The sequence below is a fragment of the Streptomyces sp. NPDC059201 genome (assembly GCF_042754585.1).
Taxonomy (GTDB): Bacteria; Actinomycetota; Actinomycetes; order Streptomycetales; family Streptomycetaceae; genus Streptomyces.
This window is the reverse complement of sequence record NZ_JBHZBB010000016.1, coordinates 18,378-42,256: the sequence shown is the minus strand read 5'-3', so window position 1 is coordinate 42,256 and position 23,879 is coordinate 18,378. Positions and strand designations below refer to the sequence as shown.

The window sequence follows — 23,879 nt, the reverse complement described above, 5'->3', positions numbered from 1 at the left end:
CCATGACGACACCGATCGGAGAAGACACGATGTTCCTGGGTGTGGACGGAGGAGGCACCAAGACCGCCTTCTGCCTCATCGACCCCTCCGGGAAGGTGCGGGCCAGGGCGCTGGGCGTCGGTGCCTACTACTTCTCGGACAACGCCGCGGACGGCATCGCCCACGTCGCCCGGGTGCTCGCCGACGGCGTCACTTCCGTGTGCGCCGACGCCGGCATCCGGCCGGCCGACATCCGCTACGCCTTCCTCGGCCTCCCCGGCTACGGCGAGGCCGCCGCGGACGTCGCCGCGCTGGACGCCGTGCCGTACGGAGTGCTCGGACACCACCGGTACGCCTGCGACAACGACATGGTCTGCGGCTGGGCGGGCTCGCTCGGCGGCGCCGACGGCGTCAACGTCATCAGCGGCACCGGATCCATGGCGTACGGCGAACGGCACGGGCACGGCGCCCGGACCGGCGGCTGGGGCGAACTCTTCAGCGACGAGGGGTCCGCCTACTGGATAGCCGCCCGCGGCCTCAACGCCTTCTCCCGCATGAGCGACGGCCGGCTCCCCGAGGGCCCGCTCGCCGCCGTGCTCCGCCGGCACCTGCGGCTCACCTCCGACCTCGACCTCGTCGACGTCGTCCTCAACCGCCTCCAGGGGCGTCGCGGCGAGATCGCCGCCCTGAGCCCCCGGATAGCCGAGGCGGCCGAGCTCGGCGACGAGGCGGCCGGGGCCATCCTCGCCGACGCGGGGCGCGAGCTCGCGCTCCTGGTCGACAGCGCCCGCCGCCGCCTCGGATTCGCCGCGGACGAGACCGTGCCGGTCTCGTACTCCGGCGGGGTCTTCGCCTCGGAAACCGTCCTCGCGTCCTTCACCGCCGCCCTCGCCGACGGCGACACCCACTACGACCTGCGGCACCCGCTCTTCGAACCGGTGGTCGGAGCCGCGCTCCACGCGGCGACACTCGCCGGGGCACCCCTCGACACGACGGCGCTGGACACCCTGCGCGTCCCCCCGGCGGAGACCGTCACGGAGCGGGCCCATGAGCACTGACAAGCGCGGCTGGATGCTCTACGCCGGTCTGCTGATCCTGTTCTGGGGCGTGTGGGGAGCCTTCTCCAGCCGTCCCACGGATCTGTACGGCTACCCCGTGGAGATGGTCTACGTCATCTGGTCCCTCACCATGATCGTCCCCGCCGCCGTCATGCTGCGCCGGCAGCGCTTCGACCGCAGGCCCGTCGCCGCGCTGTACGGACTGCTCTGCGGTCTGACCGGCGCGGGAGGCCAACTGCTGCTGTTCCAGGCCCTGTCCGACGGACCCGCGTACCTGATCTTCCCCGTCGTGTCGCTCTCACCGGTGATCACGGTCCTGATGGCCGTCGTCCTCCTGCGCGAGCGGATCGGGAGGCAGGCGGTCTGCGGCGTCGTCGCCGCCCTGGTCGCGATCGTCCTGGTGAGCATTCCGGCGGGCGGCGACGGCGCCGCGTCCGCCGGGCCGTGGCTTCCGCTCGCGATCGCGGTGTGCGCGGCGTGGGGAGCCCAGGCGTTCTTCATGCGCAAGGCCGCCCTGTCGGGCGTCAACGACGCGACGACCTTCGGCTGGATGACCATCAGCGGCCTGCTGCTGGCTCCTGTCGCCTGGCTGATGGCGGGCGGCCTGCCCTCGGGCGCGCCGTGGCAGGCGCCGGCGCTCAGCGCCGGAACCCAGCTGCTCAACGCCGTCGGGGCGCTGTTCCTGGTCATGGCCCTGAGCCGGGGCAAGGCGGCCGTCGTGGCCCCGCTCACCAACGCGCTGGCCCCCGTCCTCACGATCCTGCTCTCCCTCGCCGTGTACCGGACCCTTCCGACGGTCTGGGCCGCCCTCGGCATCGCCCTGGCCCTCGCGGGCTCGACCCTGATGGTCCGCGCCGACGAGAAGCGCGAGGAGGCCGCGGCGGCGCCGGAGTCGCGCCCGACGGTCACGTTCTGACGGAGCGTCACCGCCCGAGGTCACCTCTCCGCTCTCCCCACGCGCCGGGCCCGATCGCACCGCACAGCGACCGGGCCCGGCGCGCTGTCGTCGTGCCCCCGATCCCTCAGCCCCCCGACACCTACGACAGGCAAGGAACCCGACATGCCCCTCGTCCCCACCGGAGAACTGGTCGCCCGAGCCGCCGCGGACGGCCGGTCGGTCGCCGCCTTCAACGTGATCACCCTCGAACACGCCGAGGCGGTCATGGCCGGCGCCGAGGAAGCCGGCCGTCCCGTGATCCTCCAGATCAGCGAGAACGCCGTCCGCTACCACGGGGGGAGGGCCGAGCCCCTGGCGCGCGCCGCGGGCGCGGTCGCCCGCGCCTCCCGTGCCGAGGCCGCGCTCCACCTCGACCACGTCACCGACATGGAGCTGCTGCGCCAGGCGGCCGACGCGGGCTTCTCCTCCGTGATGTACGACGCCGGAGCGCTCTCCTTCGCGCGGAACCTCGACGCCACGGCGGCCGCCGCGCGCTGGGCGCACGGCGCCGGACTGTGGCTGGAGGCGGAGCTCGGCTACGTCGGCGGGAAGCCGGACGCGCCCGCGAGCGCGCACGCGGCCGGAGTGCGTACGGACCCCGCCGAAGCCGCGGACTACGTGCGCCGCACCGGCGTGGACGCCCTCGCCGTGGCGGTCGGCAGCTCGCACGCGATGACCGAGCGTTCGGCCACGCTGGACCACGGCCTCATCCGCCGGCTGCGCGAGGCCGTCCCCGTCCCCCTCGTGCTCCACGGGTCCTCCGGCGTCCCCGACGGGGAGCTGCGTGACGCGATCAGGGCCGGCATGACCAAGATCAACATAGGTACCGCGCTCAACGTGGCCTTCACCGCGGCGGTGCGTCGCTCGCTGGACGAGGCGCCTGCCCTCACGGACCCGCGTAGCTACCTCGGGTCGGCCAGGGACGAGGTGGCCGCCACCGTGCGGGACCTGCTGCGCGCCCTCGCCGCCGCCTGACCCGGCGTCGTCCGGGAGCATACGGCGCATACGGCGCATACGGAGCCGCGCCGCATACGAAAGGCCGGGTGGCACGAGAAGCTCTCGTGCCACCCCGGCCTCGTCGTGGGCGCGGGACGTCAGCCGATGCGCTGGATGGCCGTGTTGCTGATGTGGTAGCGGTAGCCCGCCTCCCTGATGGCGCGGTCGTGGACCGGGCTGGTGCCGTGCGGCGTGCCGTACAGCGCGACGAACGCCGGCGCCTCCCGGCCCGTGACCCGCTCCACGGCCAGGCGGGGCCGCACGATCTCCCGGTCGAAGTCCTCGGGCGTGATGATCTTGGCGACCTGCTCGTGCGTGGCGGTGTGCGGGGTGATCACGTGCCGCTCCGCCAGGGCGGCGACCTGGTCCCAGGTCATGGCGAGCTGCTCGGTCTCCCGCTCCTCCTCGACCAGGTCGATGTCGTGGGCGTCGGCGAACGCGCGCTGGTCCGCCACCGGGCAGTCGATGAACTGGGTGATGACCGGGAACCACGCGGTGATGCCGAGCTCGTCGCAGATCGGCGCCGCCACCGTGGCGTTGTTCAGGTAGCCCTCGTAGAAGACGGGGATGAACCCCGGGCGGTCCAGGTGCCAGACGCCCGTCGCGAAGAAGCGGTCCAGATCCTCCAGGGTGACGGAGGTGAAGGCCGCGGCGTAGGCGGTGAGGTCCGCGCGCAGCTGGTCGGCGGTGGCGTGCGGGGTGTTGTGGTAGTTGACGACCCGCAGGTGCCGGCCCTCGGTCAGGGCGTTCGCGTGCTGGTCGAATCCGAGGCCGGTCATGCCTGCTTCTCCTGGTGGAAGTGGGTGCGTGCGAGGACGGTGATCACGGAGGCGAGCGCGGCGAGGTCGCTGTCGTCCGCGTCCGGCCTCACCTGCTCGCGGTAGGTGGTGGCAAGTCCGGCGAGGCGGGGGCCCTCGGCGACGGCGACGGCGTCGCCGACCCGGGGCGCGGGGCCGGTCAGGTCCTCCAGGGCGAGGAACATGGGGATGCCCTCCCGCTCCAGGGCCCGCTGCTCGCAGTCGGCCAGGACCGAGCGCGGGTCCGGATGCGGTGTGTACTGAGGACTCATGAGTCGTGCTCCTTACGGTGGGTGGTTGCTGCGTCTGGTCAGGCGAGGGGTTCGCCGCCGGTGGCCGACGTCCCCGGGTGGGGCCAGCTGACGAGGACCAGGTCGGGATGGACGCCGAGTGCCTCGCTGAGCACGGCGCCGGCGCGGTCGACGGCGCGCCGCGTCAGCGCGGCGTCGCGCGGGCGTCCGCGGACGACGGCCACGGCGCCGGGGCCGGTGACCGTCTCCGCGACGACGTGCTGCACGATGACCGCGCCGTCCGGCAGCCCGAGGGCCCCGGCGAACTCCTCGGCGAGGCGTCCGGCGACGGCGGGGGCGGGGGAGGCGCCGGGGGCGGGGGAGGGGGTGGTGAGCTGGATGAAAGGCATGAACACTCCACGGCGGAGGACGGATTGACCTCGGTGCGGACGGGACGGGACGGGACGGGTACGTGGTGCGTGGTGTGTACGCTCCGGACCACCCCCCCCACCCCCCCCAAACCGAGGAGAGAGCTATGACCGTCGGAGGCGAACACGTGCTGGTGGTCGGAGGTACGGGAATCCTGGCCCCCGCCGTCCAGGCCCTCGCGGCGCGTGGGGCAGCGGTCTCCGTGGTGTCCCGCTCGGCCGACGCGTCGCGGCCCGGCGTACCGGTCCCGCCCTCGGGGCTCGTGGTCGCCGACGTCACCGACACGGCGGCGTTCGGCCGCGCCGTCGACGAGGCGGTGGCGTCGCGAGGACCCGTCCGCCTCGCCCTGGCCTACCAGCCGTTCGCGCCGCAGGCCGCCTGGGAGCTGCTGGCGGAGCGTACGGAGGGGCTGATGGTGGCCCTGCTGGTGAGCGCGTTCGCCGCCGAAGGGGCTCCGCCCCCGCCGCTGCCGGAGGGACGGCGGGGCGACGCGGTCGTGCGCCACCTGCTGCTCGGCTGGCACCGGGGACCGGACGGCAGCCGCTGGCACACTCCCGCCGAAGTCTCCGAAGCGGCGCTGCGCGTGGCCGGACGAGGCGAGAGCGCGGTGCTCGGAACTGTGACGCCGTGGTCGGAGCGGCCAGGTCACTGACGAGGGCCCACGGTCGGCCATGTCGCCTCCCTGCGAGGTCGCCCGTTCCCCCGCCGACGAGGCGGGCAGAAACGAGCAGAAATGAGCAAGTGAACGGTCTGGCCGCAACGTAACGACGGCACGGCACCCAGTCAAGGGGTCGGGCTGCTCCTCTTTGCTGCAAGTGAGCAAGAATGAGCAACACCGGGCAAACTTTGGTGGAAGTTATTGATGCTTCCTGGAAGGGGTTGATAGGAACTCATCATTCTGTTGAGGCCCATGAGGAGGCCCCATGCATCTCAGCCGTCGCCAGCTCCTCCGAGCGGCCGGTTCCACCACCATCGCTGTCGCCGCCGCCGGCGCCCTCTCCGCCTGCGGGGGCTCGTCGGGCGGGTCCGACCCCGGCACCCTGACCTTCTCCGTCTGGGGTTCCGACGCGGAGATGGCCGCCTTCAACGCGGTCGCCCGCGCCTTCGAGAAGCAGAACGCCGGCATCAAGGTCAAGGTCGAGCAACTGCCCTACGAGCAGATGCGGACGACGCTCGACGCCCGCCTCCAGTCGGGCCAGGGCCCGGACCTCTTCCGCGTCACGTACAACGACATCGGCGTGTACAGCGCGCAGGGCGTCCTCCAGGACCTCGACTCCGTGATCGGCAAGGACAAGGCCGACTTCATCGACGCCCTGTGGGCCGGTGTCCAGTACGAGGGCAAGCCCTACGGCGTCCCGCACCACACCGACACCTCGGCGGTGCTCTACAACAAGGAGCACTTCGCCAAGGCCGGCATCAAGGACGTGCCCGCCACCCTGGAGGAGGCGTGGACCTGGGAGGAGTTCTTCGAGATCGCCCAGCGCCTCAAGGCGTCGACCGGACACGCCGCGTTCGGCGTCAACTGGCAGCAGTTCGGCGCGTTCCGCTGGTTCAACTGGCTCTGGCAGTCCGGCGGCCGCGCGCTGTCGGCCGACGGGAAGTCCGTCGCCATCGAGTCACCCGAGGCCGGCCGCACGCTCGCCTTCACCAAGTCGTTCTACGACGCCGGGCTCATGCCCAAGAACATGCTCCTGAAGACCAACAACAGCCCCGACCTGGTCTTCCCGACCGGCAAGATCTCCATGGCGTTCGTCGGGGACTTCCTCCTCCCCGACATCTCCACCCGCGCCACCTCCATCGAGTACGGCGCCACGTTCCTGCCGCGCGGCCAGGGCGGGCACGCGGCCGACCTCGGGGGCAACGCCGTGGTCGTCACCCAGCAGAGCCGCAACCCGGAAGCCGCCGCCCGCTTCGCGGCCTTCCTCGCCGAACCCGAGCAGATGCGGCTGTACTGCGAGAAGACCACCGTCCTGCCCGCCCGCAAGCAGCTCGCCGGCGAGCGACTCGACTACGCCGTCCAGCCCTCCCTGATGCCGGTCTTCCAGCAGCAGGCCACCGCCCTCCCCGCCGACCTCGTCCAGCTCGTGACCCTCCCCGGATTCGCGGGCGTCAACGACGCGCTGGTCCAGCAGTTGGAGGCGCACTTCGCCGGCGGCCAGTCGTCCGGAGAGACGCTCGCCGCCCTCGCCGACGCCCTGACGAAGGCGCTCGACGCCTGACGGCTCCGGCCCGGCGGCCCCGTTCAAGGAGAACACCCATGGCTTTGGCCAACAGCCCCGCGAGATCCGCGCCGCTCGACGTGCCCGCGAAACAACCACCCCACACCGGAGGGAAACGGCGCCTCAGGAGCAGGCGCGAGGCATGGACGGGCCTGGCGTTCGCCGCCCCCGCGCTCGCCGTGTTCGCGGTCTTCATGCTCTGGCCGCTGGTCCAGGTGTTCTGGCTCAGCTTCCAGAAGACCAGCGGCTTCGGCCTCTCCGAGTTCGTCGGCCTCGGCAACTTCCAGGAGATCATGGGCGACGCCGTCTTCTGGCAGGCCCTGCTCAACACCTCGCTCTACACCCTGCTGTCCGTCCCGTTGTGCCTCGTGGCGGGACTCGGCGCGGCCCTCCTGCTCAACCGCCCCCTGCCGGGCCGGGGCCTGATCCGGGCGATCTTCTACATGCCCGCGGTGATCTCCGGCGTCAGCAGCGCCCTCGCCGCGGCCTGGATGTTCAACGCCGACCTCGGCATCGTCAACAAGCTGCTCACCCTCGTCGGCATCGGGGACGTGGCCTGGCAGTCCCAGGGCGGCCCCGCCATGCTCTCGCTGATCGTCGTCGGCCTGTGGATCGGCCTCGGCTTCAACATGGTCGTCTACCTGGCCGCCCTCCAGGGCATCCCGCGCGAACTCTACGAGGCGGCACGGGTCGACGGCGCCGGCTGGTGGCAGACCCTGCGCTCCATCACGATCCCCTCCCTCGCCCCGACCACCTTCTTCCTGCTGGTCATCGGCATCATCAACAGCTTCCAGGTCTTCGACATCGTGTACGTCATGACCGGCGGCGGCCCCGGCAACTCCACCACGATGCTCGTCACCTACGCCTACACCGCGGGCTTCGACCAGCGCCGCCAGGGCTACGCCTCCGCCATCGGCGTCGTCCTCTACCTCATCGTCCTGATCCTGACCGTGGTGCAGTGGCGCCTGAGCCGCCGCCGGGACGCCGTATGACATCCGCGACCCCCGGCGCCGGCCCCCGGACTCCCGGCCCCACGCCCCACCACCCCGCACGCACGAGGAGAACAGCCATGCCGACCGCACGGGAGACGCGCGAGCGGCGCGCGACCAGGGCGCGGCTGGCCCTGGCCGTCACCGGAGCACTCGCCATGCTCTTCCCGGTGTACTGGATGGCGGTCACCGCCCTCTCCTCGCCGGCCGAACAGCGCAGCGGAGAGCTCCGCCTGTGGCCCTCGACCCTGCACTGGGCCAACTTCACCGACGCGTGGGAGAAGTTCCCCTACGCCGACTGGATCCTGAACTCCGCCGTGATCGCCGTCGGGGCCGTCGTCCTGACCGTCGTGATCAACCTGATGGCCGGCTACGCCTTCGCCAAGCTGCGCTTCCCGGGCCGGAACATCCTGTTCATCCTCATCCTCAGCACCCTGATGGTGCCGGTCCAGGTCGTGATGGTGCCGCAGTTCCACCTCGTCGTGGACTTCGGCCTCATCGGCTCCGACTGGGGTGTGATCCTGCCCCGGCTCGCCGAAGCCTTCGGCCTGTTCATGGCGCGCCAGTTCATGATGGGCATCCCCGACGAGCTGATCGAGGCGGCGCAGGTCGACGGCGCGGGACAGCTCCGCATCTTCACCCGTGTGGTGCTGCCGCTGTGCAAGCCGCTGATCGCCGTCCTCGTCATCTTCACCTTCATGTGGCGGTGGAACGAGTTCGCCTGGCCGCTGATCGTCCTCAAGGACCCCGGGAGCTACACGCTCCAGGTGGGACTGCTCTTCCTGAAGAACCAGTACGGGCACGACTACGGCGCGCTGATGGCCATGTCCCTGGTGTCGATGCTCCCCATGCTGCTCGTCTTCGCCGTCTTCCAGCGCCACTTCGTCGAAGGCATGGCCCGCTCCGGGATCAAGTGACGGCGCGGCTCCCCGGGGCCCCGGCCCCCCGCCGCCACCCCGCTCCCCCGCACGACAGGAAACCTTCATGATCAACGTCTGCGTCACGCTCGACTTCGACGACGACTGGCTCGCACAGGTCGCCGCGGTCTCCGACGACATCACCCTGCACAAGCACCTCGCCGCGTCCGCCGAGGACCTCCCCGCCGACCTGCTCGCCCGGACGGACGTGCTCTACACCAGCACCGTCTTCCCCACCGCCGCGCAGGCGCCCCGCCTGGGCTGGGTCCAGCTCGACACCTCCGGGTGCGATCACGTGCGGCCCACTCCGCTGTGGCGGTCGAGCACCCCCCTCACCACCATCGGCGGCGTCTCCCCGAAGCCGCTCGCCGAGTACGCGCTGATGATGATCCTCGCCCACGCCCACCACCTGCCGGCCATGATCGGCCTCCAGAACAAGCCCGACTGGCCGGACTTCGACCACCGCTGGAACCGGCTCATGCCCAGGATGCTGCCCGGCGCCACCGTCGGCATCGTCGGATACGGCCGGATCGGCAAGGAGATCGGACGCCTCGCCCAGGCATTCGGCATGAACGTCATCGGCATGCGCCGAGGCGCCGAACGCGGCGGTGAACGCTACGCGGACCCGGCCCAGGAGGACACCGCCGAGGTCGTCGGTCCCGACGGCCTGTACGACCTGCTCGGCCGCTCCGACTACGTCGTCCTCACCGTCCCGCACACCCCCGCCACACACCACCTGCTCGACGCGGAGGCGTTCGCCTCGATGCGCCCCGGCACCGTCCTGATCAACGCCGCGCGCGGCGGCGTCGTCGACGAGACGGCGATGCTCTCCGCCCTGAGGAACGGGCAGCTCGGCTTCGCGGCCCTCGACGTGTTCGCCACCGAACCCCTCCCGCTCGACAGCCCGCTGTGGAGCGAACCGAACGTCCTCGTCACCCCGCACGTCGCCGGCTTCGCCCCCGCCTACCACACGCAGGTGCGGGCCCTGTTCACCGAGAACCTGCGCCGCTTCCTGGACGGCCGGGAACTGCTCAACCTCGTCGACCGGAACGCGGGGTACTGATGCTGAGCGAGAGGCGCCGGGACCGACTGCTGTCCCACGTCAAGGAGCGCCGCTCCATCGGCGTCGACGATCTGGCCCAGCTGCTCGGCGTCAGCGTCTCGACCGTACGCCGCGACCTGGACGAGATGCACGAGCGCGGCCTGCTCCGCCGCGTCCACGGCGGAGCCCTCTCCCTCCAGGACCCCGAGGCCGACGAGGGACCCGTCAACGACCGGGCCGTGGACAACACCGACGCCAAGCACCGCATCGCCGCCCGGGCCGTCGAGCTCATCGAACCCGGCAGCACCATCCTGCTCACCGGCGGCTCCACCACCGCCCAGATGGTCCCGCACCTGGCATCCGTCCCGGACGTCACCGTGGTCACGAACTCCATCGCCATCGCGCACGACCTCGGCACCCTGCCCACCCCCGTCCAGGTCATCGTGCTCGGCGGACTGATGCGCACCGGCGAGATGTCGCTGCTCGGCTACCTGACGACCCAGGCACTCGCCGAGCTCCACATCGACATGGCCTTCCTCAGCGCCTACGGCCTGGACCACGAGTACGGCATCCTCGGCGCCCACCTCGCCGAGGCCGAGACCGACCGCAACATGGTCGCCGCCGCCCGGCGCCTCGTCGTCCTCGCCGACCACAGCAAGTTCAGCCGGCGCAGCGCCGTACGCATCGCGCCCAACGCCCGCATCGACGTCCTCGTCACCGACCGGGAGACCCCGGAGGAGCCGCTGGACGCCCTGCGCGAACACGCCGTCGCCATCCACCAGGTATGACCCCGCCGCACCCCCGGGTGCCGGCCTCCACACGAAGGGAACACCCCGCCATGCCCGACTCCCGGGTCCTCGTCCTGATCGGCGCCGGCAGCGCCGTCTTCACCCGCGGCCTGCTCGCCGACCTCATCTCCGCCGACGACCTCGGCGCCTGGGAACTGCGCCTCGTCGACGTGAACGAGGAGGCCCTGTCCGTCGCCGACCGGCTCGCCCAGCAGATGGCCACCGCCCGCGCGGCCGACGGCCGCATCACCGTCCGCTCCTCCACCGACCGCCGCGCCATGCTGCCCGGCGCCGACTACATCGTCACCTGCGTGGGCGTCGGCGGCCGGCCCGCCTGGCAGGAGGACCACGAGATCTGCGTGCGGCACGGCGTGTACCAGCCCGTCGGCGACTCGGTCATGCCCGGCGGCATCTCCCGGCTGCTGCGCACCGTACCCGTCATGGTGGACATCGCCCGCGACATCGCCGAGCTCGCCCCCGACGCGTACTTCTTCAACTACAGCAACCCGATGACGGCCAACATCCAGGCCATGACCCGCTACGCGGGCGTCGACGTGGTGGGCCTCTGCCACGGCATGCACCACGTCCAGCGCGAACTCGCCGCCTTCGCCGGCCTCCCCTTCGAGGAGACCTCCACCCTCTACGCCGGCATCAACCACCTCACCTTCATCTACGACTTCCGGCACGAGGGCCGCGACGCCTGGCCGGCCGTCCGCGAGCGGATGACCCGCGAGCTCGCCGAGCCCGCCGACCCCGCGGACATCGGCTCCATCTGGGAGAACGGCAAGGCATGGCACAACCCCTTCTCCTGGGAGGTCTTCCAGCGGTACGGCGCCTACCCGGCGGCCAACGACCGGCACGTCGTGGAGTTCTTCCCCGAGCGGTTCACCGGCGGCGCCTACTACGGCAAGACCCTCGGCGTGGACGCCTTCTCCGTGCCCGAGATCCTGGCGTGGGGCGAGGCCCGCTACGAGGGCATGCGGGCCCAGGCCGACGGCGAGGTCCCGCTCGACGAGACGGTGTTCGACCGCTCGACCGGCGAGCAGGAACAGCTCATCGCGATCATCAGGTCGATCACCTTCGACCGCCGCGAGATGTTCTCCGTGAACGTCCCCAACCGCGGAGCCGTCCCCGGACTGCCCGCCACCGCCGCCCTGGAGATCCCCGGCGTGGCCACCGCGCGCGGACTGCGCCCCGTCTCCGTCCCGGACCTGTCCGCCCCGCTCACCTCGATCCTCGCGCGCCGCCTCACCTCGGTCGACCTCGCCGTGGAGGCGGCCATGACCGGCAGCCGGGACCTGGCCGTCGAGGCGGTTCTCGCCGACGGCGCCGTGAGCGCCCCCGACGCCGCCGCGGCCCTCATGGACGAGCTGCTCACCGCCCAGAAGCGCTTCCTGCCGCAGTTCGCCTGACCGCTCCCACCCCCTTCCCCACCACTCAGGAGCTCGCATGAGACTCGCCCGCATCCGGTACCCCGACGGCCGTGTCTTCGCCGCACGCGTCGACGACGCCACCGCCGTGCCCCTGGCCGAGGAACAGCCCGGCCACATGGCGGACGCGGTGCGCGACCTGATCGCCGCCGGCACCGACACCGCCGCGCTGGAGCCGGTCGCCCCGCCCCTCCCGCTCGCGGACGTACGGCTGCTCAGCCCCCTAACGGCCCCGCAGAAGATCATCTGCATCGGCCTGAACTACGCCGACCACATCCGCGAGACCGGGCTCGACACCCCCACCACCCCCCTCGCGTTCGTCAAGACCGCCCACTGCCTCACCGGCCCCTACGACACCGTGACCATCCCCCCGGGCGCCACCGAGCAGCTCGACTGGGAGGCGGAACTCGCCGTCGTCATCGGCCGGACCGCCCGCGACGTCACGCCCGAAGCCGCCGCCGGGCACGTCTACGGCTACACGGTGGCCAACGACCTGTCCGCCCGCGACGCCCAGTTCTCCGACGGGCAGTGGTTCCGGGGCAAGAACTTCGACGACTTCTGCCCCCTCGGCCCGTGGATCGTCACCGCCGACGACCTCCCCGAGCCCCAGGCCCTCGCCATCTCCGCGCGCGTCAACGGCACCACGGTGCAGGACAGTTCGACCAAGGAGATGATCTTCGGCGTCGGCGAGGTCATCTCCTACCTCTCCCGGTTCATGACCCTGTACCCGGGAGACGTCATCGCCACCGGCACCCCCCACGGCGTCGGCATGGGCCGCACCCCGCAGCTCTGGCTGCGCGACGGAGACGTCGTCGAGGTCGAGGTCGAGGGCATCGGCACCCTGCGCACGCCCGTACGGATCACCGAAGCTTCCCGAGAGGACTCCGCGTGAACATCGCAGACGACCCCGACCGGGCACCCGCCCGCTCCCACCTGTACGCGATGGGCCTGTCCGACGAGGACATGCGACGCCCGGTCATCGGCATCGCCTCCACCTGGACGGGCACCATGCCCTGCAATCTGACCCACCGCGAACTCGCCGGCCACGTCGCCGACGGCGTGCGCCGCGCCGGCGGCACGCCCATGGAGTTCAACACGATCGCCGTCTCCGACAACCTCACCATGGGCACCCCCGGCATGCGGGCGTCGCTGGTGAGCCGGGAGGTGATCGCCGACTCCATCGAACTCATGGGACGCGCCCACCAGTTCGACGGCATCGTCGCCATCGTCGGCTGCGACAAGACCGTCCCCGCCGCCATCATGGCCCTCGCCCGCCTCGACCTCCCCGCCGCCGTGCTCTACAGCGGCAGCATGATGCCCGGCCGCTGGCGCGGACGTGACGTCACCATCCAGGACATGTGGGAGTCCCTGGGCGAACGCGCCGTGGGCCGCATGGACCAGGCCGACGTCGACGACCTCGCCCGGCACGCCTGCCCCGGCGCCGGCACCTGCGCGGCCCAGTACACCGCGAACACCATGGGATCCGTGGCCGACTTCCTCGGCCTCGCCCCCTTCGGCGTCGGCGACATCCCCGCCGTCGCCGACGAGAAGCGCACCGCCGCGGCGCACGTGGGCGAGGTGGCGATGCGAGCCGTACGGGACGGGATCCGCCCCTCCGACCTCCTCACCGCCGACGCCCTGCACAACGCGATCGTCTCCGTCGCGGCCATGGGCGGGTCCACCAACGCCGTCCTGCACCTCCTCGCCATCGCGCGCGAGGCCGGACTGCCCCTGCGCATCGACGAGATCGGCGCCGTCTGCCGCCAGGTGCCCATCGTGGCGGGCCTCAAGCCCAGCGGCCCCCACACCGCCGCCGACCTGTGGCGCGCCGGGGGCACCTCGCTCGTCGCCCGGCGGCTCCTGGACGCCGGACTGCTGCGCGAGAACGTCACCCTCGTCGACGGCCGCGCCTTCCGTCAGGTCGCCGACGACGCGCGGGAGGCCGACGGCCAGCGGGTCGTGACGACCGTCGCCGAGCCGGTCAAGCCCGCCGGCGCGCTGGCCGTCCTGCGCGGCTCCCTCGCCCCTGACGGCTGCGTCCTCAAGCTGGGCGGGCGCCCCGACTTCCGGCGGGAGGGCCCGGCCCGCGTGTACGACTCCGAGGAGGCGTGCTTCGCCGCGATCCAGGCCGGCGAGGTCGTCGCGGGAGACGTGGTCGTCGTCCGCTACGAGGGCCCCGCGGGCGGCCCCGGCATGCGGGAGATGCTCTCCATCACCGGCGCGCTGGTCGGCCAGGGGCTCGGCGACTCCGTCGCCCTGGTCACCGACGGACGCTTCAGCGGTGTCTCCCACGGACTCGTCATCGGCCACGTGGCCCCCGAGGCGTACCAGGGCGGCCCGATCGCGCTCATCGAGAACGGCGACCGGGTGGCCGTCGACACCGCGGCCGAAACGCTGGACCTGCTCGTCGACGACGACGTGCTGGCGAAGCGCCGCGCCGCCTGGACCCGTCCCGAACGGCCCGTCGAACGAGGGGTGTTCGCCAAGTACGTGTCCACCGTCGGCTCCGCCTCCGACGGCGCCGTCACCGTCTGACCCTGCCCGTCCGTCCAGCCGTCGCCCCCGTCCATCCGCCCATCCGTCCACCCGTCCACCCGTCCGTTCGGACCCAGGAGACGTACACCCGATGCCGCACCGTTCAGCCGCACCCCCGCTCGACACGCCCTTCCCCCCGCTCCTGGGCTCGCCCGGCTTCGCCCAGGGGCGCTACGGGGCGCGGGGGAACTTCGAGTTGGTCGTCCCCGACCCCCACGACGGGCTGTGGGTCTTCTGGCACAACAACGACCCGGCCGCGTCCGGTACCGCTCCGGTGCCGGGCCCGCCGCCCGGCGCGTGGAGCGGGGGTCTCCACTTCGCCGCCGGCCACCGGTACACCTCGGCCGCCGTCGTCCAGAGCGTCCACGGACCGGACCACCTGGAACTGCTCGCCGGCGACGGCACCGCCGTGCACCGGTGGCGCTGGAGCCCCGAGCGGGCGTTCACCCACGAGGGCACGCTGCCGGTGCGCGCCGCCGGAGCGCCCGCGCTCGCGGAAGGCGCCGACGGTGTCCTGTTCGCCGCGGTCCCCCTCCCGGACGGGGGAGTGGCGCGGTGCGCGGCCCGGCCCCGGGACTACCCGGAGCTCGACTGGGAGGTGACCGAAGCGCACCGCGCGCCGTCGTCGGCCGTGGTGTCGGCGGCGGTGGTGGCGGGGGGCGCGTTCGCGACGGAGCCGGCCGTGATCGCCACGGCCGGCGACGGGTCGCTCCTCGTCTGGCACGGGGGCGGCCCGGGACGGATCATCGGCTCGGTCGCCGCGCCCGCGCACGTCACGGCCCTCGCGATGGGCGACACCCTGCGCTGCTACGCGGTCGGCGACGACGCGGTCCTGCGCGTGGTGGACGGCGACGGGCGCCGGTGGGCGGACGTGCCCCTGCCGGGCGCGGGCCGGATCCGGGGCCTGGCCGTGACGGCGGTCTCGTACGACTCCGACCGGACGGAGCTCGCCGTCCAGCGCGGCGACGGAATCCTGCACCTCGTGCAGGACGGCGGCCCGGACGGCGCGTGGGAGATCGGCGAGGCCCGGAGCCGGGTCCTCCCGGGGCCGGGCGTGCCCGAGGGCGTCCACCGCCGGGGCTGAGGCGCGAGGTGGTGCCGGTCAGGCCAGCACCACCTCGATGCCCTGCTCGCGCAGCGCGTCCAGTTCCTCCCGCGGTGCCGAGCCGTCGGTGACGACGGTGGAGACGCGCTCCGGACCGACGATCCGGATGCCGCCGCTCCGGGCGAACTTGCTGCCGTCGGCCAGGACGACGATCCTCGCCACGCTCTGCAACAGGAAGCGATCGGTGTCGGCCTCGGCGATGTTCGCGCCGGTGAGCCCGTGCCTGCCGATGCCGTACGTCGTCACGATCGCCTGGTCGACGCTCAGTTCGGCCATGGCCAGCCGGGTGAGGTGGCCGAGGAGGGAGTTCTCGCCGTGGCGGAGGTAGCCGCCGAGGACCACCACGTTGATGTCCGGCCGGTCGGAGAGGAGCGTGGCGATGGTGAGCGAGTTCGTCACCACGGTCAGGCCGGGCACCTGGTCGAGCCGGCGCACCAGCGCCTCGGACGTGGTGCCTCCGGTGATCAGCACGGTGGAGCCGGGCTCGACGAGTCGCGCGGCGGCATCGGCCAACTCGTCCTTCTCGCGCGGATGCTCCTGACGGCGTTCGCCGGGGCCGGGTTCGTCCGTGGGCCCGTCGGCCGCCGTGGTCAGCACCGCGCCGCCGTGCACCCGGACGAGCGTGCCGGCCTTCTCCAGGAAGGTCAGGTCCCGCCGTACCGTGGAGGGGGACACGTCCATGAGCCGCGCCAGCTCGGACACCTCACCGACGCCTTCCTCCCTCACCAGCCGCACCAGTTCGATGCGCCGTTCAGCGCTGAGCATGTCCTGTCCTGTCCGTCGTCCTCACGGCCGCCGGGATCAAGGCGGACGGCTCCCATTATTCGCCACCCGCCCCCCGCCCCGCACTCGCCGCCCGGAGCGCGCCCTTCGGACCGGGTGCCGACCGTCGGCGCCGAGAGCCTCGATTCCGGCGGCAACGGGCAGAGCAGGATGCCGCGTTGGGCTCTCGGCACGTGAAACCCCCCAGGCCACCGGCCTGGGGGGTTTCACGCCGCACGGGGGTCCCCGGAGGGGATCAGTCGGTCCGGCGGCGGCGGACGGTCAGGCGCAGCGCCAGCCCGGCGAGGAGCGCGACGCCGGCGAGGAGCCCGGCGAGGAGCGTCCCGTTGTCCGCCCCGGTGTCGGGCAGGTGACCTCCGTCGTCGTCAGGGTTCGGTCCCGGCCCGGGGCCAGGACCGGGACCAGGCCCGGGCGGCGGGGTGGGGGAGGGGGTGGGAGTCGGGGTCGGGGTGGGGGTGGGCGGGGTGTCGAAGGTGTTGGTGATGTCGACGGTCGCCGATCCGTCGACGACGACCTCGCCGTCCGTGCCTCCGTCGGAGGCCGTGTACGTGACGGTGTCGCCGGTCGGCACGTCGGTCTCCGTCACCGTGCAGGTCGCGCCCGCGGGGACGCTGATCTCGCGGCTCTCACCGTCCGACAGCTCGAACGCGCGGTCCTCGGGCGCGAGGGAGACGTCGCCCTGGTCCGTCGTACAGGCGAGGGTGAAGTCGTACGGGCCCGCGCCGCCGTCGACGACGTGCTTGGTGACCTTGATGACGCCGGCCGGGAAGGTGTTCGTGACGGTGATGGCCGCCCCGTCACCGGAACCGTCACCGGAACCGTCGGCCGTGATCACGGCCGGGTTCTCGGGGGTGCCGTGGTCGACGACCGTCTCCGCGGCGCCGCCGGTGCCGGTCTCCTCGGCCCAGCAGCGGGTGTTCACGGGGAGCGGCTCGATGACGACCGGTTCGGTGGCGGTGACCTCGTACGTCTTGTGGAGCACGAGGTCGCTCGCGGCGCCCGAGGCGTCGGGCAGGGCGCAGGAGACGCGTACCTGGAAGGTGCGGTCCTCGGCGTAGGAGGCGGCGTCCCCGTCGAGGGTCTTGATCAGCCGCAGTTCGCCGAACCGGTAGGTGTTGGTGATCCGGGCGGTCTGGACCGAGGGGGTGCCGATGCCCGGCTCGATGGTGACGTGGACCGGGTCGCTCTCCGGGTGGTCGGCGCTGCCGCCGCGGGCGGAGGTCTCCCACACGTCGCACTCGGCTCCGGCCGGGAGTCCGTCGATGGTGACCGGCTTGTCGGCGGAGACCTGGTAGTCCGCGTCGAGGACGGTGCGCTCCGGTCGGCCCTGCGGCTGGATGACGCAGGTGACGTGGAACGGGAAGGGGGCCTTGCCCAGCGCCGGGCCGAGCCGGTCCGGGTGCTCGCCGATCGCCTTGACCAGCTTCAGGGAGCCGTAGGCGAGGGCGACGCCGACCTGGATCGGCTCGTTGGCCTGGAGGACGCGGGGCGTTCCCGCGCGGTCGGTGGTCTCGTTGTGGGCGTACGAGTTCCAGGCGATCGTCGGATCGCCGTTCCGGGTGACGTCGATCGGGGTGTCCATCGCGAAGGTGATGTCGACGGATCCGCCGGGTGCGAGCGGGGTCGGGAAGGTGAGGTCGAGCCGGGTGCCGCGGGCCCTCGGGCCGAAGGCGTCGTCCCAGGTGCCGTCCGCGCAGCGCGCCGCGTTCGAGCCGGCGCCGCCCATGTTCAGGTCGTCGGTGCAGAGCGGCTCGTCGTTCTCGTACGCGACCGTCATCGTGCCGGGACCGGTGAGCTGGGGCCGGGTGGCGAGGAGGGGGCGCTTGTCCCAGGCGGTGCCGCGGGCCTGGTCGAGGATGACGCCCTTGTCGCCCTGGACGGGGAAGCGGTCGACGATGCGCATCGCGGTGCCGGGTTCGGTCCCGGAGTTCTGGACGCGCAGCAGGTACTGGTAGCGGTCGCCCGGGTTGACGAGGGCGATGCAGGGGTTGGTGGTGTAGCGGCGGCCGTCCGCGTCGGTGGCGGTCAGGCAGGACGCGTCGCCGGTCTCGACGACCTCGCCGCTGCGCTGGTTGTACCAGCCGAGGCCGTCGTTGCCGGACACCCACTTGCGGGCGGCGAACGCTGCGCCGGACTTGGCGGTGAGGGTCGCCTCGGCCACGCAGTACCGGCCGTCGCCGAAGGCGCCGTCGTCCTGGGCGGTGCCGTCGCAGGCCATGTCCGGGTCGGAGGAGGTGGCGCCCATGGTGTTGGTGACCACGTCACCTGCGTCGATACCGGCCTCCAGGCTCACGTGGATCTCGATGGTGAGCGTGGCGCCCGGCGCGAGGACCCAGTCCGTGCCGTCGGCGTTCTTGGAGAAGTCCCAGGTCAGGCCGGAGACGCGGCCGCCGTCGGTGGTCTCGGCGAAGACCGGGGCGGGGACGGGCGGGGTGCCGTCGGGCACCTTCGTGTCGATGACCTTGAACGGCTGTCCGCCGTCCCCCTGGAAGCCGTCGACGAAGGCGATGCCCGGGGGCAGCGCGTCCTTGACGACCAGGTGCGGGATGTTCGCGGTGCCGGTGTTGGTGACCTTCAGGGAGAAGGGGGCGTCCTCACCGGGGGCGAGAACGGTGTCGGGGTCCTTGCTCACGGCGAGCACCGGGTCGCCCTTGACCAGGTTCAGCGTGGCGTCGACGGGAGCGATGTCCTTCGGCTTGTCCTCGTCCTCCACCTTGGTGAGGAACCGGCCGCTCGCCGTGTCCTCCAGGTGGGCCGGGACCGGCTCGCCGTTGCTCCGCAGCGCGGGCCGGGGGCTGACGGTGAAGACGAGCACGCCGTCGCACGAGGACGCGGCGCAGGGGGTGATCGTGTAGCCGTCGTTGAAGGAGCTGGTGGAGGAGTAGGTGACGCGCAGTCCGGTGACGTCGGCGGCGGCGACCCCGGCGGGCAGGGCGGCGGAGCCGGCGGGGGTTCCGTCGACCCAGGCGCCGTTCACGTACGCGTCGAGCTGGACGCGGTCGGCGCCCGCGGGCATCTGGTTGGACGTGATGCCGGTGAGGTCGACGGCGTCGAAGAAGTCCTCGTCGAGGTCGGTGACCTGGAGGTACTTCGCCGACATGTTGCCGGTGTTGCGGATCGTGAGCGTCGTGTCGGCGGTCTGGCGGGGCAGGCCGGGCACGTACGCGGGGAGCTCGCCGGGGCTGATCGACTTGTTGAGGGAGGCGGAGTCCGAGGCGGGTCCTGTGTTCAGGCCCGGGGAGCAGACGTTCCCGCCGGGGACGTAGTCGCCGCCCGCCGTGATCGAGTAGCAGTTGGTGAACGTGACGCCGTTCTCGGTGCCCTCGCGGCGCTCGGTGACGACGTCGACGGTGAAGCTCGTCTGCGGCGGCATGTTCCCGTCGTACGAGGCGCGCACGCCGACGGCGCGGTGCAGCAGCGTGGTGTCGGAGGCGTCGTACGGCACCCAGGCGCCGCTGCCGCCGTCGGCCTCGGGGTCCCACAGCTCGATGGTGACGGGCGCGGAGGACGGGGAGACGCTGACGGAGTCGATCTGGAGGACGTCGAAGGGGCTCTCGCCGGTCGGCCTGCCGTCGGGGCCCGCGGGCGGGTCGGTGAGGACGGGGTCGACGAGCGGCTTGTTGCCGTTGTTGGTGACCTTCAGGTGCATGGGGATCGGCTGGCCGGGCGGTACGTCGGTCTGGTCGACGGTCTTCTCGCCCTCGCCCGAGGTGTTCGGCGACTCGATGGGCAGCGTCCGGCAGGCGGTGCCGGAGGCGGTTCCGCTGCCGTCGGTGCGGCCCGCGTCGCCGGTGAAGCCCGCGCAGTTGGAGACGCCCGGGCTGCCGCCGGAGGGCAGGTCCTCGGAGGTGACGGCCGAGGTCAGGGTGGCGTGCAGGTCGAGGCCCGCGTCGGCGCCCGGCTCGATGGTCGGGTTCCCGTCGGCGTCGACGCCGGTGTAGACGACCTCGACCTTGGCGACGGTGGTACCGGCCTTCGCCACGTCGACCGTGGTGTTCTCGGTGTACGTCCGCGTGGTGCTGGTGCCGTCGGCGTAGGTGACGGTCAGCTTCGCCTCGGTGGCCCCGGCGGGGAGACGCAGCCGCACCTGGTCGACGTCGAGCTTGTCGAACTCGCTGGTGGCGGTGGCGTCCGGCTCCGTGACGGTGATCGACTTCACCGGGAACGGCGAGCCGTTCGTGACGTCGACCAGGGTGCTGACCGGCGAGTTCTCGCCGAGGACGGCGTGCTCGCCGGTCTCCTGCGCGAAGTCGCCATCGGTGTCGGGGACGTACTTCTTGGTCCCGGTGAGCACGAGGATGTCGGGCAGGATGTCGTACGTGTCGCAGGCGTCGGTCCCGTTCACCGTGCCGTCCGTGGCCTCCTTCGCCGCGGGTGTGGCGCAGTTGTTCACGGTGATCTTGTCCGTCGGCCGCAGCGGGGAGCCGTCGGAGCGCTGGGTGTCGCGCAGCTCCAGGCCGATCTCGACGGTGCCGCCGGTCGCGTCGTACGGCAGGGGCTCGCCGGCGCTGTCGGAGAAGACGACCTCGACGCCGACGACGTCCTCCGGGTCCACTCCCACGGGGAGCGGCAGCGTGCCCGGCGACGAGATCGACGCGCCGGTCCGGGTGTCGCCGCCCGTGGTGGTGACGACCAGGTGCGCCTCGTCGGCGCCGGCCGGGAAGCGGGTCACGGTGGCGCCGGTGAAGTCGAAGAGCTCGAAGGTCTCGGCGCTCTCGTCGGTCACCGACAGCTCGGTGACCTCGGCCGAGGAGGAGGAGTTGTTGCGGACCCCGAGCGTGAGGGTGGACTCCTCGCCGCTGCCCGCGACGGCCGAGCCGTCCTCCCAGGTCTTCGTCGCCACCGGCTCGACCACCTTGGGGATGGTCACGGTCACGTCCGTGGAGCCGGTCTTCGGGTCGGCGTTGTCCGCGGAGACCCGGGCGGTGTTGGTGACGGTCGCGCCCTCCTCGTAGGAGGTGTCGGCGGGCAGCCGCATCCCGACCTCCACGGTTCCGGCCTGCCCGGCGCGCAGTCCGGTCTCCCCGGCGGGGTTCTGGAGGGACTGCTTGTAGACGATCGTCAGCTTCCGGGTGGCCTCGTCGTAGGTGACGTCACGCGTGGTCGTGCTCTTGGGCAGGCTGGTCACGTCCAGCCCTTCCGGCAGCGTGTCGGTGACGGTGAAGTCCACGCAGTCGACGGTCAGGCCCGAGCACTGGCCGTTGAGGACGTAGACGAACTCGTCACCCGGCGCGAGCGGCTCGCCCCCGGTGTCGTTGGTCTTCGTGATGCCCACCGCGCTCCGCGGATCACCGGGCGCGAGCACCACGGCAGCCGCCGGCGAGGCGTGGAGAAGACTCAGCGCGGTCGTGATTCCTACGGCGAGCCGGACGAACCGGGGCCGACGTCTGGCCATGAATCAGTCCTCATCCGCACCGGGGCCGGCACCCGGCAGGCGCCTGCGCCACCGGCGCTCGTGCCAAAGGTCACCAGTGATCATCAGGACCTTAGGGACGAACAGGAACGGATGTACCGCGCCGCGCCGTATGAAATATGACAAATCGTCAAATCGGTCGAACGCCTCATTTCTCCCCTTTTCATGCCATTCTTTCGGAATGATCTCCTCATCCAAGGACGCGCAGCCCTTCATCACCGACCAGCACGCGCGCCTCCGCGAGCGGCTGCCCTTCTCCGACACGCAGGACTTCGACGACGCGTCACGGGGACTGATCGCCCGCCGCGCCCCCGGCGCCGTGACCGCCGAGGACGGCACCACCGTGTGGGACGGCGACACGTACGCCTTCCTGGAGGGCGAGGCCCCCGACACCGTGAACCCGAGCCTGTGGCGCCAGTCGCGACTGGTCGCGCAGCAGGGCCTGTTCGAGGTGGTCGAGGGGATCTACCAGGTACGCGGCCTCGACCTGTCGAACGTCACCTTCGTCGAGGGCGACACCGGCGTCATCGTCATCGACCCCCTCATCTCCACCGAGACCGCAGCCGCCGCCCTCGCCCTCTACCGCGAACACCGCGGCGAGCGACCGGTCACCGGCGTCCTCTACACCCACTCGCACGTCGACCACTTCGGCGGCGTCAAGGGCGTCACCACCCAGGAGGACGTCGACGCCGGACGCGTACCGGTCATCGCACCGGAGGGGTTCACCGAACACGCCGTCGCCGAGAACGTCTACGCGGGCACGGCCATGGGCCGGCGCGCCGCCTACATGTACGGTGCCGCGCTCGCCCGCGGCCCGCGCGGGCAGGTCGGCGCGGGCCTCGGACAGACGACCTCGACCGGTACGGTCACCCTGATCCCGCCGACCCTGACCATCACCACGACCGGCCAGGAGGAGACCGTCGACGGGGTCCGCATGGTCTTCCAGATGGCACCCGACACCGAGGCACCCGCCGAACTGCTCATCCACTTCCCCGACCGCCGCGCGCTGTGCACCGCCGAGGACGCCACCCACACCCTGCACAACCTGCTCACCCTGCGCGGCGCCGTCGTCCGCGACCCGCACGCCTGGTCCCACACGCTGACGGAGACGATCGACCTGTTCGGCGACACGACGGACGTCGCGTTCGCCTCGCACCACTGGCCGACGTGGGGCCGCGAGCGGGTCCTGGCCTTCCTGGAGATCCAGCGCGACCTGTACGGCTACCTCCACGACCAGTCCCTGCGCCTGATCAACAAGGGCTGGACCGGCACCGAGATCGCCGAGCACCTCCAGCTTCCGCCCGCGCTGGAGAACGCCTGGAACACCCACGGCTACTACGGCTCCGTCAGCCACAACCTCAAGGCCATCTACCAGCGCTACATGGGCTGGTTCGACGGCAACCCCGCCCATCTGTGGCAGCACCCGCCGGTCGAGGCGGGCCGGCGCTACGTCGCGTTCATGGGCGGCGCCGACACGGTGGTGGACAAGGCGCGCGGCTCGTTCGAGAGCGGCGACTACCGCTGGGCGGCCGAGGTCCTCGGCCACGTCGTCTTCGCCGAGCCGGACCACGCGGCCGCCCGCGACCTCCTCGCCGACACCCTCGAACAGCTCGGCTACGGCGCGGAGAACGGAACCTGGCGCAACTTCTACCTCTCCGGCACCACGGAACTGCGCCAGGGACAGTTCGGCACCCCCACGGTCACCGCGTCCCCCGACATCCTGGCGCGCCTGACACCGCCGATGCTCTTCGACGCGATCGCCATCCAGATCGACGGCCCCAAGGCATGGAACGAGAAGCTCTCCATCGACGTCCACCTCACCGACGTCGAGGAGCGCTACCGCCTCCGCCTCGCCAACGGCGTGCTCAGCTACACCTCCGCCCCGCAGAAGAAGGCCGCCGACACCACCCTCACCAGCACCGTCCACCAGCTGTCCCACCTGGCCGTCACCGGGCTCACCCCGGAAGGACTCGCGCAGGCGGGCGTACGCGTCGAGGGCGACGCGTCCGTGCTCCAGCGGCTGACCGCCGTGCTCGACCCCGGGGACCGGGACTTCCCCCTCGTCACCCCCTGATCTCCGCGACGAGAGCGTGTACGCGGCGGGCCCCGGCGACGAGCGTCGCCGGGGCCCGCCCCCTTCGGGCGGACGCGGGCGAACGCGGGACGGCGCGCGCTGTAATGCCCGAGTAATGGCGGCTGTCTAGTGTCCGAGCTCCCCCCGTATCGTTCCCG

The 23,879-nt window shown here is 72.1% G+C and carries 20 protein-coding genes; 14 read left to right on the top strand and 6 right to left on the bottom strand.

Annotated elements, in window-relative coordinates; translation table 11 throughout:
• Positions 1-29 precede the first annotated feature (29 nt).
• The 3 genes from ACFXMG_RS35775 to ACFXMG_RS35765 all read left to right on the top strand — a co-directional run bounded on the left by ACFXMG_RS35775 (position 30) and on the right by ACFXMG_RS35765 (position 2,949).
• Positions 30-1,037, top strand: a complete 1,008-nt coding sequence (locus ACFXMG_RS35775) for an N-acetylglucosamine kinase (RefSeq protein WP_383820946.1) — start codon at positions 30-32, stop codon at positions 1,035-1,037.
• Positions 1,027-1,953 (top strand): EamA family transporter, encoded by a 927-nt coding sequence (locus ACFXMG_RS35770; protein ID WP_383820948.1) that lies wholly within the window; start codon positions 1,027-1,029, stop codon positions 1,951-1,953. The genes ACFXMG_RS35775 and ACFXMG_RS35770 overlap by 11 nt, the downstream gene beginning before the upstream one ends.
• A 144-nt stretch (positions 1,954-2,097) precedes the next feature.
• Positions 2,098-2,949, top strand: a complete 852-nt coding sequence (locus tag ACFXMG_RS35765; RefSeq protein ID WP_383820951.1) for a ketose-bisphosphate aldolase — start codon at positions 2,098-2,100, stop codon at positions 2,947-2,949.
• Positions 2,950-3,068: 119 nt separating this feature from the next.
• On the opposite strand, the gene ACFXMG_RS35760 is transcribed toward ACFXMG_RS35765, so the two are convergent.
• The 3 genes from ACFXMG_RS35760 to ACFXMG_RS35750 are packed head-to-tail and all read right to left on the bottom strand — an operon-like array spanning position 3,069 to position 4,407.
• Positions 3,069-3,749, bottom strand: coding sequence for a polysaccharide deacetylase family protein (locus ACFXMG_RS35760; RefSeq protein WP_383820954.1), 681 nt, complete (start codon positions 3,747-3,749; stop codon positions 3,069-3,071).
• Positions 3,746-4,039, bottom strand: coding sequence for a hypothetical protein (locus tag ACFXMG_RS35755; RefSeq protein ID WP_383820955.1), 294 nt, complete (start codon positions 4,037-4,039; stop codon positions 3,746-3,748). Before ACFXMG_RS35755 ends, ACFXMG_RS35760 begins: the two co-directional genes overlap by 4 nt.
• A 38-nt stretch (positions 4,040-4,077) precedes the next feature.
• Positions 4,078-4,407 (bottom strand): hypothetical protein, encoded by a 330-nt coding sequence (locus ACFXMG_RS35750; protein WP_383820957.1) that lies wholly within the window; start codon positions 4,405-4,407, stop codon positions 4,078-4,080.
• 125 nt (positions 4,408-4,532) lie between these two features.
• Between ACFXMG_RS35750 and ACFXMG_RS35745 the strand changes: the two genes are divergently transcribed.
• The 10 genes from ACFXMG_RS35745 to ACFXMG_RS35700 all read left to right on the top strand — a co-directional run bounded on the left by ACFXMG_RS35745 (position 4,533) and on the right by ACFXMG_RS35700 (position 15,430).
• Positions 4,533-5,078 carry a hypothetical protein gene (locus tag ACFXMG_RS35745; protein WP_383820960.1) on the top strand — a complete coding sequence of 182 codons (546 nt, stop codon included), beginning with the start codon at positions 4,533-4,535 and terminating at the stop codon, positions 5,076-5,078.
• Positions 5,079-5,349: 271 nt separating this feature from the next.
• A complete protein-coding gene (locus tag ACFXMG_RS35740; RefSeq protein WP_383820962.1) occupies positions 5,350-6,645 on the top strand; it encodes an ABC transporter substrate-binding protein in 1,296 nt (431 codons plus the stop codon).
• 38 nt (positions 6,646-6,683) lie between these two features.
• Positions 6,684-7,637, top strand: coding sequence for a carbohydrate ABC transporter permease (locus ACFXMG_RS35735; protein ID WP_383820965.1), 954 nt, complete (start codon positions 6,684-6,686; stop codon positions 7,635-7,637).
• 77 nt (positions 7,638-7,714) lie between these two features.
• Positions 7,715-8,551 carry a carbohydrate ABC transporter permease gene (locus tag ACFXMG_RS35730; protein WP_383820968.1) on the top strand — a complete coding sequence of 279 codons (837 nt, stop codon included), beginning with the start codon at positions 7,715-7,717 and terminating at the stop codon, positions 8,549-8,551.
• Between the two features lie 67 nt (positions 8,552-8,618).
• Positions 8,619-9,614: a D-2-hydroxyacid dehydrogenase gene (locus tag ACFXMG_RS35725; RefSeq protein ID WP_383820971.1), complete on the top strand. Its 996-nt coding sequence runs from the start codon at positions 8,619-8,621 to the stop codon at positions 9,612-9,614.
• Positions 9,614-10,381 carry a DeoR/GlpR family DNA-binding transcription regulator gene (locus ACFXMG_RS35720; protein WP_383820974.1) on the top strand — a complete coding sequence of 256 codons (768 nt, stop codon included), beginning with the start codon at positions 9,614-9,616 and terminating at the stop codon, positions 10,379-10,381. The genes ACFXMG_RS35725 and ACFXMG_RS35720 overlap by 1 nt, the downstream gene beginning before the upstream one ends.
• A 50-nt stretch (positions 10,382-10,431) precedes the next feature.
• Positions 10,432-11,793, top strand: coding sequence for a hypothetical protein (locus tag ACFXMG_RS35715; protein WP_383820977.1), 1,362 nt, complete (start codon positions 10,432-10,434; stop codon positions 11,791-11,793).
• A 37-nt stretch (positions 11,794-11,830) separates the two neighbouring features.
• Positions 11,831-12,703 carry a fumarylacetoacetate hydrolase family protein gene (locus ACFXMG_RS35710; RefSeq protein ID WP_383820980.1) on the top strand — a complete coding sequence of 291 codons (873 nt, stop codon included), beginning with the start codon at positions 11,831-11,833 and terminating at the stop codon, positions 12,701-12,703.
• Positions 12,700-14,346: a dihydroxy-acid dehydratase gene (locus tag ACFXMG_RS35705; RefSeq protein ID WP_383820983.1), complete on the top strand. Its 1,647-nt coding sequence runs from the start codon at positions 12,700-12,702 to the stop codon at positions 14,344-14,346. Before ACFXMG_RS35710 ends, ACFXMG_RS35705 begins: the two co-directional genes overlap by 4 nt.
• Before the next feature lie 91 nt (positions 14,347-14,437).
• Complete coding sequence (locus tag ACFXMG_RS35700) at positions 14,438-15,430, top strand: hypothetical protein (protein WP_383820986.1); 993 nt, start codon at positions 14,438-14,440, stop codon at positions 15,428-15,430.
• 18 nt (positions 15,431-15,448) lie between these two features.
• Here ACFXMG_RS35700 and ACFXMG_RS35695 read toward each other — a convergent pair whose 3' ends face one another.
• From ACFXMG_RS35695 to ACFXMG_RS35685, 3 genes are all read right to left on the bottom strand, one after another.
• Positions 15,449-16,216: a DeoR/GlpR family DNA-binding transcription regulator gene (locus ACFXMG_RS35695; protein ID WP_383820989.1), complete on the bottom strand. Its 768-nt coding sequence runs from the start codon at positions 16,214-16,216 to the stop codon at positions 15,449-15,451.
• Between the two features lie 253 nt (positions 16,217-16,469).
• Positions 16,470-21,629: a DUF5979 domain-containing protein gene (locus ACFXMG_RS35690; RefSeq protein ID WP_383820992.1), complete on the bottom strand. Its 5,160-nt coding sequence runs from the start codon at positions 21,627-21,629 to the stop codon at positions 16,470-16,472.
• A 3-nt stretch (positions 21,630-21,632) separates the two neighbouring features.
• On the bottom strand, positions 21,633-21,845 hold the full coding sequence (locus ACFXMG_RS35685) for a hypothetical protein (protein WP_383820994.1): 213 nt from the start codon (positions 21,843-21,845) through the stop codon (positions 21,633-21,635).
• Between ACFXMG_RS35685 and ACFXMG_RS35680 the strand changes: the two genes are divergently transcribed.
• Positions 21,829-23,721, top strand: a complete 1,893-nt coding sequence (locus ACFXMG_RS35680; protein ID WP_383820996.1) for an alkyl/aryl-sulfatase — start codon at positions 21,829-21,831, stop codon at positions 23,719-23,721. The genes ACFXMG_RS35685 and ACFXMG_RS35680 overlap by 17 nt on opposite strands.
• Positions 23,722-23,879 lie beyond the last annotated feature (158 nt).